The organism is Vreelandella lionensis (assembly GCF_044543515.1).
Taxonomy (GTDB): Bacteria; Pseudomonadota; Gammaproteobacteria; order Pseudomonadales; family Halomonadaceae; genus Vreelandella; species Vreelandella lionensis.
This window is the reverse complement of the sequence record NZ_JBITWC010000036.1, coordinates 20,422-29,908: the sequence shown is the minus strand read 5'-3', so window position 1 is coordinate 29,908 and position 9,487 is coordinate 20,422. Positions and strand designations below refer to the sequence as shown.

General features: G+C 57.2%; 11 protein-coding genes. 8 read left to right on the top strand and 3 right to left on the bottom strand.

The window, feature by feature from the left end; translation table 11 throughout:
* The coding region (locus ACIGG6_RS17145) for an RNA-guided endonuclease InsQ/TnpB family protein (RefSeq protein ID WP_399846217.1) at positions 1-470 on the bottom strand (470 nt) is incomplete at its 3' end.
* A 135-nt stretch (positions 471-605) separates the two neighbouring features.
* Here ACIGG6_RS17145 and ACIGG6_RS17140 point away from each other — a divergent pair.
* From ACIGG6_RS17140 to ACIGG6_RS17110, 7 genes are all read left to right on the top strand, one after another.
* Entirely contained in the window at positions 606-1,724 is a 1,119-nt protein-coding gene (locus ACIGG6_RS17140) for a serine hydrolase (RefSeq protein ID WP_399846214.1), read from the top strand.
* Between the two features lie 55 nt (positions 1,725-1,779).
* Positions 1,780-2,058 (top strand): peptidylprolyl isomerase, encoded by a 279-nt coding sequence (locus ACIGG6_RS17135; protein WP_016915098.1) that lies wholly within the window; start codon positions 1,780-1,782, stop codon positions 2,056-2,058.
* 101 nt (positions 2,059-2,159) lie between these two features.
* Positions 2,160-3,095 carry an ABC transporter ATP-binding protein gene (locus tag ACIGG6_RS17130; protein WP_399846211.1) on the top strand — a complete coding sequence of 312 codons (936 nt, stop codon included), beginning with the start codon at positions 2,160-2,162 and terminating at the stop codon, positions 3,093-3,095.
* The gene (locus ACIGG6_RS17125; protein WP_054641238.1) at positions 3,092-3,853 is read left to right on the top strand and encodes an ABC transporter permease; all 762 of its coding nucleotides are present in this window, start codon (positions 3,092-3,094) and stop codon (positions 3,851-3,853) included. The genes ACIGG6_RS17130 and ACIGG6_RS17125 overlap by 4 nt, the downstream gene beginning before the upstream one ends.
* Positions 3,854-3,899: 46 nt before the next feature.
* Positions 3,900-4,913: a nucleoid-associated protein gene (locus ACIGG6_RS17120; RefSeq protein WP_399846209.1), complete on the top strand. Its 1,014-nt coding sequence runs from the start codon at positions 3,900-3,902 to the stop codon at positions 4,911-4,913.
* Between the two features lie 182 nt (positions 4,914-5,095).
* Positions 5,096-5,689 carry an exopolysaccharide biosynthesis protein gene (locus tag ACIGG6_RS17115; RefSeq protein WP_399846207.1) on the top strand — a complete coding sequence of 198 codons (594 nt, stop codon included), beginning with the start codon at positions 5,096-5,098 and terminating at the stop codon, positions 5,687-5,689.
* Positions 5,690-5,747: 58 nt separating this feature from the next.
* A complete protein-coding gene (locus ACIGG6_RS17110; RefSeq protein WP_399846206.1) occupies positions 5,748-6,311 on the top strand; it encodes a YqhA family protein in 564 nt (187 codons plus the stop codon).
* Positions 6,312-6,367: 56 nt separating this feature from the next.
* On the opposite strand, the gene ACIGG6_RS17105 is transcribed toward ACIGG6_RS17110, so the two are convergent.
* Together ACIGG6_RS17105 and ACIGG6_RS17100 are read right to left on the bottom strand one after the other, a co-directional pair.
* Positions 6,368-7,363, bottom strand: coding sequence for a serine hydrolase domain-containing protein (locus tag ACIGG6_RS17105; RefSeq protein ID WP_399846204.1), 996 nt, complete (start codon positions 7,361-7,363; stop codon positions 6,368-6,370).
* A 388-nt stretch (positions 7,364-7,751) separates the two neighbouring features.
* Positions 7,752-8,072: a hypothetical protein gene (locus tag ACIGG6_RS17100; RefSeq protein ID WP_054645118.1), complete on the bottom strand. Its 321-nt coding sequence runs from the start codon at positions 8,070-8,072 to the stop codon at positions 7,752-7,754.
* 219 nt (positions 8,073-8,291) lie between these two features.
* Between ACIGG6_RS17100 and ACIGG6_RS17095 the strand changes: the two genes are divergently transcribed.
* Positions 8,292-9,428, top strand: coding sequence for an RNA-guided endonuclease InsQ/TnpB family protein (locus ACIGG6_RS17095; protein ID WP_253501067.1), 1,137 nt, complete (start codon positions 8,292-8,294; stop codon positions 9,426-9,428).
* Positions 9,429-9,487: the final 59 nt, after the last annotated feature.

Genomic DNA, 9,487 nt, shown 5'->3' with positions numbered 1-9,487 from the left:
GCGCGGTCTTTGGAAACGGTCACCGTGCTGGGTGCTGAGGGCAGGTCGCGGCTCCAGCGGATGTTGAGCGGTTCGCGGCACTTGGCCAGCGTGATTTGGCCATTGCGGTACGAAAACGCCGAACTGGCAAAGGTTGCTGACTGCCGGTGTTTCTTGGATTTAAAGTGGGGGTAGCGTGCCCGCTTGGCAAAGAAGTGTTTGAACGCGGTTTGCTGATGGCGTAAGCATTGCTGCAACGGCACCGAACTAACCTCGGTTAGAAAGGCGGTGTCCGGCTGCTTCTTGAGTTGCGTCAGGAACGCACTGGCGTCGTGATAGCCGATTTTCTCCTGGCGCTGATAGAATGCATCGGTGCGATAGCGCAGTACGGCATTCCACACAAACCGGACGCACCCGAACGTCCGCGCCAGCAGGGTTGCCTGCTCGGGCGTCGGATAGAAACGGTATCTGTAGGCGCGCTCGGTTGTCATGGCTTACACATTAGCCATCTAGCGGTAAGGAAACAAGGCGTCCTGGCGGACGCCGCGCTATCCATCCGCTCACTAAAAGTAAGCGGTTTTCCGCGCTGACTGATAACCCGCCACTCGCCGCGGTAGGAGGTAAGGTTGCGACATCTTCAACGCTGGCTAGCCGCAGTGCTGCTGTGCGCTTTATTGCCAGCCAGCGCGGCGGTATTGGCAAGTACGAACTGGTACTACGAGGTCGATAAACAGAGCCCTTGGCAAGGCGATCTAGATGCGCGAATAAGCGCCATTGAAGAGATGTTTGGCGGCGCGCTAGGTGTTTATGTTCAGAACCTCGCAACAGGCGAGGCGTACTCCTGGCAGGCAGACGGCCCCTGGTATTTGGCCTCGCTGATTAAAGTGCCCGTAGCGGCTCAGGTGCTGGCTGAACGCCAAGCTGGCACGCTCTCTCTGGATGAGCGCCTTACATTGGCACGCAGCGACTTTGTCGATGGCGCCGGGCCGGTCAACTGGCACGACCCCGGCACGCCAATCTCGGTTCGTTATCTGCTCGAGCAAATGATCACCGTCAGCGACAACACCGCCACGGATATGCTGATTGACCGTGTTGGCTTGGATGCCGTGAATGCCCGCGCCCGCCGTATGGTAGCCGCCAGCAACGGCCAGCCGGAGCACCTTGGCCCTATCAGCAAGCTGGTAGAAGTGCGCCAAGGCGTATATGGCCAGCTACACCCCGAGGCTCGCCAGCTGGGCGGGTTAGATTTTATCGCCCTGCGCCAACACCGTGTGAACCAGCGCCCGGCAGCCTTAGCGCGCACATTGGGCATGGGTGAAGGGAGCTTCGAACAGCCCGACTACGACCACGCCTTCGATGCCTATGAAGCCACCGGTGAAAACGTGGGTACGCTACGCGCCTATGGCGACCTGCTGGCCAGCCTGCATCACGGTGGTATGGCGGATGTGAATGCCGAACAGCGCCAAACGCTGCTGGCGATCATGCAGCGAACTAAATCTGGCGAGCGCCGCTTGAAACGGGGCATGGGCACCGAATTCACCTTTGCGCACAAAACAGGCACGCAGCACCGGCGAAGCTGCGATGCCGGTATTGCATCGCGTGCCTCTCAAGCAGGTGACGCCGCCAATGGCCCCTGGGTCATCGTGGCGTGTACCCGTGGACCGCTCTCGGTGCAGGCCCATGAGCGTGCCCTGGCGAGTGTGGGCGAAGCGCTGCGTTATAGCGGTGCCTTGGGTCACGACTAGCAGCGAGCGTGATAAACTGGCCTACCGTATTGGGTTTTTTATTAAGGAGTTCGTTATGGCACGTGCCAGCGCCCGTCATATTTTGGTAAGCAGTGAAGAGCAGTGCAACGCACTGAAACAAGAGATCGAGAACGGCCGTGACTTCGCGGACGTGGCCAAGCAGCACTCCAGCTGCCCCTCCGGCCGTCAGGGCGGCGACCTGGGCAGCTTTGGCCCTGGCCAAATGGTGCCGGAATTCGACAAAGTCGTCTTCAGCGGTGAGCTCAACAAGGTTCACGGGCCGGTACAGACTCAGTTTGGCTATCACTTGCTCGAAATCACCAGCCGCACTTAATACCTTTTAAAGGCCGTCATGCACCGCGGCAGCCATGTCGCGGTGCCATTGGCATCGCGCTGCGCCGGTTCTGCACTGGCCCGCGATGTAAGGAGCACGCCTTGAACGACCCCATCATTACCATCGATGGCCTGAATAAAACCTACGAAGGTGGCTTTCAGGCGCTCACCTGCGTGGATTTAACCATCCAGCGCGGCGAAATTTTTGCACTGCTCGGCCCGAACGGGGCGGGTAAAACTACCTTGATCAGCTTGGTATGTGGCTTGGTCAATCCCAGCGAAGGCCATGTCATTGTCGACGGCTTCGACAGCGTGCGCGATTACCGCCAAGCCCGCGAGCGAATTGGTCTTGTGCCGCAAGAACTCACCAATGAAGCGTTTGAAACGGTCTGGAACACGGTGAGCTTCAGCCGTGGCCTGTTTGGTAAATCCCCCAACCCCGCCCATATCGAAAAAGTGCTCAAGTCACTCTCGCTGTGGGATAAACGCCACAACCGCCTGATGACCCTCTCCGGTGGTATGAAGCGGCGGGTGCTGATTGCCAAGGCGCTCTCCCACGAGCCACGCATTCTGTTTTTGGATGAGCCGACCGCCGGGGTGGACGTCGAGCTGCGGCGGGATATGTGGAACGTGGTACGCGGGTTGCGGGACGATGGTGTGACGATCATTCTCACCACCCACTACATTGAAGAAGCCGAAGAGATGGCCGACCGCATTGGCGTCATCAATCGCGGCGAGATCGTGCTGGTGGAAGAGAAAGCCGCGTTAATGAAAAAGTTGGGCAGCAAGCAGCTCACCCTGCAGCTCCACAGCCCGCTGGCAGAATTGCCGCCTGCGCTGGCGCAGGAAGAGCTCAGTTTAACCGCCGACGGCTATGAGCTGGTGTACACCTACGATGGCCGTCAGGAAGAGGACGGGCGAGGGATCTCTTCCCTGTTAACGCAGCTAGAGCAGGCGGGCATCAGCTTTAAAGATTTACATACCCGGCAGAGTTCGCTGGAAGATATCTTCGTGGACCTGGTGAAGGAGCGCTCATGAACCTCTATCCCGTTCGTGCGATTTATATGGCGGAGATGGCCCGCACTCGCCGCACGCTGCTACAGAGCGTTGTCTCACCGGTGATCTCTACCTCGCTCTACTTTGTGGTGTTTGGCGCGGCGATTGGCTCGCGGATTACCGAAATTGGCGGGGTGAGCTACGGCGCGTTTATCGTCCCTGGTTTGATTATGCTGATGCTGCTGACCCAGAGTGTCTCGAACGCCTCGTTTGGCATCTTTTTTCCCAAATTCTCCGGCAGCATCTATGAGATTTTGTCGGCGCCGATCTCCTATTTAGAGATTGTCGTGGGCTACGTAGGGGCGGCGGCCTCGAAATCGATACTGCTAGGGCTGATCATTCTCGGTACGTCCAGCTTCTTTGTGCCGCTTGAGATCGCCCACCCGTTCTGGATGCTGACGTTTTTGGTACTGACCGCCGTCACCTTCAGCCTGCTGGGCTTTATCATCGGCATCTGGGCGGATGGCTTCGACAAGCTGCAGCTCGTGCCGCTGCTGGTGATTACCCCACTCACGTTCTTGGGCGGCAGCTTCTATTCCATTGATATGCTGCCTCCGTTTTGGCAGAGCGTGACCCTGGCGAATCCGGTGGTGTATCTCGTCAGCGGTTTCCGCTGGAGCTTCTACGGTATTAGCGATGTCAGCTTGGGCGCCAGCGTGGCGATGATTTTGCTGTTTTTGGCGGCAAGCCTTGCCACCATTGCCTGGATTTTCCGCACCGGTTACCGCTTAAAGCCCTGATGCTGAAGTGACCTCTTCGACGTTTTTATAAAGGTAATGCCTGTTTATGCCGCTACTGCAAAGTACTGTCTACCGCCTTGAGCCATCCCTCGACGGCGAGCGCTTAAGTGTGACGGCCCCGCCTGCCGAGGCCGCTGCCGCCAGCGACGACACGGTGATGGCCAGCCTAGTGAATGCGCTAAACGACACTTACAACACCAAAGCGAAAGGCTGGGGGCGCTTTGCCGAGCAGGGCGAGCAGGCCGGGCCGCTGGTAGCGTGGCTCACGGCGTATCAAGCCGACGAGCAAACCTTTGCTCAACTGGCGAACGCGATGGCCGAGCGCTTAGCGCAAACGCTGCAGGGCCAGCTCTCCGTTGGCGGTTACTTGGTGATCGCCCATCTGCGCCAGGGCGACACCGAAACGCTATTCATGAGCCTCATTCACCAGCGGGAAGGTATCGGCTTTAACGACGCCCACCAAGCGGTGCCCGCCGCCCAGCTAAACACGAGCCAACTCACCCTGGCAGCCCGCATCAACCTGACCCAGTGGCAGAGCGGTGCGGAAAGCACGCAGTACGTCTCGTTTCTAAAAGACCGGGGCGGTAAAAAACTGGCCGATGGCGTAGCGGCGCTGCTGGGCATGGAAGAGGGCATCGATGCCCCCGCCGAAACCCGCACGTTGCTGAAAGCCTTTAGCGACTACGTCGAGAAAGAGGACCTGGACGACGATGCCAGCCGGGAAAAAACCGATACTCTGGTCGATTACGCCAACGAGCAGCTGCGCCGTGGCGAACCCATGACGCTGGAAGAGCTCTCCGAGCTTGTGGATGAGCAGCAGCCCAAGGCGTTTTATGACCATATTCGCAACGCCGACTACGGCCTCTCGCCGGAAATCCCGCCAGATAAACGCACCATTAGCCAGTTTCGCCGCTTTACCGGCCGTGCTGGCGGCGTCTCGATCAGCTTCGATTCACACCTGCTGGGTTCCAGTATTGAGTATGACGAAGCCCAGGACCGGCTGATCATCAAACAAGTGCCCAAGCAGCTCAAAGAGCAGCTCGCCAAGCGGAAAGAGTGACAAGGTTAAAAGGGCTTGAACAGGCAGCGTAAAGCTTGGGTAGCGAGCGGCACCAAGGGCTAACCTATAGAGGCCAAGCGATTAACCAAGCAGCGACGCGAAACAGATCTGAGCTAAACAGATCGACGCGAAACATACCTACTTTAAACAGAGCTCAATGGCAAAGGAGCGCCGCAGTGCCCATGAAAGAAACGCAGGATGCGACGAATTTAACCGAGCTGATCCACGCCATGGAGCAGATGGAGGGGGAAAAATCCCAGGTCAGTGTGGATGACGTGGTACACGCGGTGGGGAGGCGCTCGTTTGGGCCGCTGCTGCTATTAGCGGGGTTGATTACCCTGGCCCCCATCCTGGGCGATATCCCCGGCATGCCGACGCTGATGGCCTCCCTGGTACTGCTAACGTCGGTGCAGCTATTAATCGGCCGAGAAACGTTCTGGCTGCCCGGCTGGTTGCTTAACCGCTCCCTCTCCCGGCATAAGTTCGATAAAGCGCTACGCTACATGAAAAAGCCCGCTAAGTGGGTAGATAGCTTGTTGGGTGTGCGCTTGGCTTGGATGACCGGCTACATCGGGATTAGGGTAACGGCCGTTGCCTGCCTGCTCGTGGCCATGGCGATGCCGCCGATGGAGTTTATTCCGTTCAGCGCTAACGGTGCCGGGCTTGCACTCACGCTGTTTGGGCTGGGGCTGGTGGCCAGAGATGGCCTGATGCTGGCGCTGGGGTTTTTGCTTACCGGCGTGACCTTCACGGTAGTAGTGATGAATCTCATCTAATGCTTTACTAGGCACCTTCGCTATTCGACGTAAAGTAAGAAGGAGCTAAGCGCCTACAATGAGCAACTCACCCCATTCGCCGCCACCCCCAAAACCTCCTCACCAGCAGTCGGTCTGGGAGCGGCGTATTGAAACCGCACTGTGGAACTCGCGCTTTTTGGTCATGCTGGCGGTGGTGCCGAGCTTATTAGGCTCGCTGATGCTGTTTATCGTCGGCACGCTGGATATCCTTAAAGTGGTGGGCGATGTACTGCACTACTACTTGGTGGATGACACCCATAACATCCACGACACTCTGGTGCCCGATATCATTATTGCGGTGGATATCTATCTGATCGCCATCGTGCTGCTGATTTTTGGGCTAGGTGTTTATCGGCTGTTCGTTTCGCGTATCGACCAAGCAGAGGTGCGTTACCCCGCACACCCCTTCAACGTTGCCTCGCTGGATCAGTTGAAAGACAAAATCGCCCGCGTGGTGATTTTGGCCGTGATTATCGAATTCTTCCGAGCAGTCGTCGATATCCGCTTCACCACGCCCCTAGAAGCGATTTATTTAGCGCTCTCCGTACTGGCGCTGGCCGCCGCGCTCTACTTGATGAGTTTGGCGCATAAAGGGGAGTAGTCATTAACAAATAGTTATTAACAAGTAGTCATTAACAGGAGGAGTGGCACGCGTCGTTACTCCTCTGCCAATAAATCGGCCACCAGCGCGTTAAGCTGCTGCTGGAACTGGCCACCGGGCGATGGCGGGGTTGGGTCTGAGGTAATCACCACCGTCATCTCCCGCTCGGGAATCACATACAGTGCCTGCCCGCCGTATCCTCTCCCGTAAGCGACGTGCTCACCCGCTAGCGTCGTGATAAACCAGCCAAAGCCGTAGCCATCGCCCGTCCAGGGTGATTGGCCTCTGGGCGTCCATGAATCCTCAACCCAGCCTTCAGGCAGCACGCGCTGGCCATCGGCCATGCCGTCGTTGCGGTACAACTCCCCAATCGCAATGAGCGCGCGGGGAGAGAGCTGCATATCGTTACCGCCAAAGTAGATCCCTTGAGGGTCCTGCGGCCACGGGGGAATCGCAATACCGAGCGGTTCGCCTAACAAGCGCTGGGCAAGCGCGAGGGTGCTTTCACCGCTGGCCTGAGTCAGCGCCGCCGAGAGCAAATGGCTGGTGCCGGTGGAGTAGAGCATACGCCCGCCTGGGCGGTCGACGAATGGGCGAGTGAGCGCATCGTTTACCCAATGGGCGCTGGCCACCCAAGCGCCGTAGTTACTGCCCGAAGTGCGCTCTAAGCCAGCTTGTTGTGCCAGTAAGTGCGCCACTGTGATGTCGTTCACCTGTGGGTCAGCAGCACTAGGCACGCTATCCAGCAGTGCCACCATGGGCTGTTCAACGGATTCAATAACGCCCGCCTCGATCGCCGCCCCGGTCACGGCGGCTAACACCGTTTTCGATAGCGATTTGACGTTGGCAGGTGCCGCAACCCCTGGGCCGCCCTGGTGATGTTCATGAATAATGTTGCCGTCGTAAGCCACCACTACCGTATGTAAGCGATCAAGCGCCTGAGCTTGTTGATTGAGTGTTTGTAGCGCACCCGATGATGGTTCTGAGGCCTCAGCAGCGGTAACAGGCAAAGAAGTCATCACACAGGCAAACAAAAAGGCAGTTGTTTTCATCACAGCACCAGGCAAGGAAGTCGTAAACTTCGAGATACGTGAGGAGGTAAGGTTCCATTGAGAGGGCAGCAACCGCCGCGATTACGCAAACTGAGAAAAAGCCTGCTACGCTAGGAGAGATTATTGAAGGGAAGCAACCCTTTGATTTCCATGAAACGCTAAAGCAAGGAGTGCCGTTATGCGTAACATTATCTACATCGTAGGTCTGATCGTTGTTGTTCTGTTTATTTTGTCGCTGTTGGGCCTGCGTTAATCTCTGCCATGAATAACCCACGACCTGCATGATGCGATATTAGCGCTTCTAAACGCCCGCTCCCCCAGCGGGCGTTTTTTCTATACATGTCTCAAACTCTACACGTCTCAAACTCTATACATTCTCAACCAGAGGCTAGGCGCAATCCGCTGCCCCTTGGCCAAACATATCAAACATCAGCTCACGGCCCATGGCTGTTAACACAAAACGGCCATAGTCATTAAAAGTGGCGGCATCACTCTCTTCCAACACTTGCTGGCAAAGCGCCCAGCGGGGGTGCTGATGGCTCAGAGAGATCAACTCCTGGTGCGATAAACCACGCTGTATCAGGGTGATGGTTTCAAGCACATGGCCGCTCTCATAAAGCAGTTCCGCTACGCTAGAAAGGCAGTGGCGCAAGCTGCGCTGTACGTGGAAGGAAGCAGTGGTCGCGGGGGATAATGCTTCAGCGGGCATGGTAGGTTGCTCCTGCAATCGCAGCAAAATGGGTGTGCTGCAGTGCATTATAAAGCAGTAGTAGTGTTAGACCAAGGTCTATGTATTGGGTTGAGTTTTGCGTGTCATCTGAATTACCAAACAGCGCGTAAAGCATCGCCCAGTCGGGCGGTGATACAAGCGCGCACCGCGTAGCGGTGCCAGATTGACTTCGCCTCATTACCCTGATATTTATACAGCATTACAAAGCGTGCCTACAAAGAACGGTTCTACCCCACCTCTGAACAGGCTGAGCTGCTGGCGCAGTCATTCGGGTGTGCCCGTTTTGTCTGGAATAATACCCTGGCCTATCGCACCGAGGCGTATCAGCAGCGCGGTGAATCGGTCTCGCACTCATCGGCGGAAAAGCGACTGGTGGGCTTAAAGGCGGAGTTTCCGTGGTTGCGGGATGTTTCCAGCGTGATCCTGCAGCAAACGCTCCGCGACCAGAAAGCCGCCTTCGACAACTTCTTCAACCCAAAGCTCAAGGCGCGCTACCCACGTTTCAAGCGCAAGGATTGCCGGCAGTCGATCCGGCTGACCAAGGCCGCGTTCCGCTATCGGGATGGTGAGATCACTATCGCAAAAGCGAAGACGCCGTTACCCATCCGGTGGAGCCGGTCACTACCCTCTGCACCCTCTACCATCACGATTTCACGCGATCGTGCTGGACGCTACTTCATCAGTTGCCTGTGTGATTTCGTGCCAAAAGCGCTTCCGGTCACGCGCAAAACGGTCGGCATTGACCTCGGCTTGAGCGATTTGTTCATTACCAGTGACGGCGCAAAATCGGGCAATCCGCGTCATCTGAAACGCTACGAGGCGAAGCTGGTCTGCTTGCAGCGCCGGTTGGCGAAAAAACAGACAGGTTCAAACAACCGCAACAAACACCGTTGGAAAGTGGCACGGCTACATGCCAAGATCGCCGACTGTCGCCGTGACGCTACCCACAAAGCGACCCGCGCACTCATTAACGAAAACCAAGTCCTGTGCGTCGAGTCACTTAATATCATTGGTATGATCAAGAATAGACGGCTTTCTAAATCCATTAGCGATGCCGGGTGGGGTGAGTTCGTCCGGCAACTGGAATACAAGGCCGCCTGGGCGGGGCGCCAACTGGTGAAAGTGAGCCAGTGGTTCCCCAGCAGCAAGCGGTGTCATGGCTGTGGCTACAAGGTTGAGAAACTGCCGCTGTCGCAACGTCACTGGCACTGCGAAAGCTGCGGCTACCCCATTGACCGCGACATCAACGCGGCCAGGAATATACAAACCGCCGGGCTGGCGGGGTTAGCCTGTGGAGCGACCGGAGCGGAGGGCAGCGGCCTAGCTGCTGTCTAGTGAAGGCGTGTGGAAGCAGGAAGGTTCTGGGGGTGATCTCAGAACCCTCGCCCAAAGCG

Bases quoted from the DNA above. Each gene is read 5' to 3' on its own strand.
- ACIGG6_RS17135 (WP_016915098.1), top strand. From the start codon at position 1,780: ATGGCACGTGCCAGCGCCCGTCATATTTTGGTAAGCAGTGAAGAGCAG.
- ACIGG6_RS17125 (WP_054641238.1), top strand. From the start codon at position 3,092: ATGAACCTCTATCCCGTTCGTGCGATTTATATGGCGGAGATGGCCCGC.
- ACIGG6_RS17120 (WP_399846209.1), top strand. From the start codon at position 3,900: ATGCCGCTACTGCAAAGTACTGTCTACCGCCTTGAGCCATCCCTCGAC.
- ACIGG6_RS17115 (WP_399846207.1), top strand. From the start codon at position 5,096: ATGAAAGAAACGCAGGATGCGACGAATTTAACCGAGCTGATCCACGCC.
- ACIGG6_RS17110 (WP_399846206.1), top strand. From the start codon at position 5,748: ATGAGCAACTCACCCCATTCGCCGCCACCCCCAAAACCTCCTCACCAG.
- ACIGG6_RS17105 (WP_399846204.1), bottom strand. From the start codon at position 7,363: ATGAAAACAACTGCCTTTTTGTTTGCCTGTGTGATGACTTCTTTGCCT.
- ACIGG6_RS17100 (WP_054645118.1), bottom strand. From the start codon at position 8,072: ATGCCCGCTGAAGCATTATCCCCCGCGACCACTGCTTCCTTCCACGTA.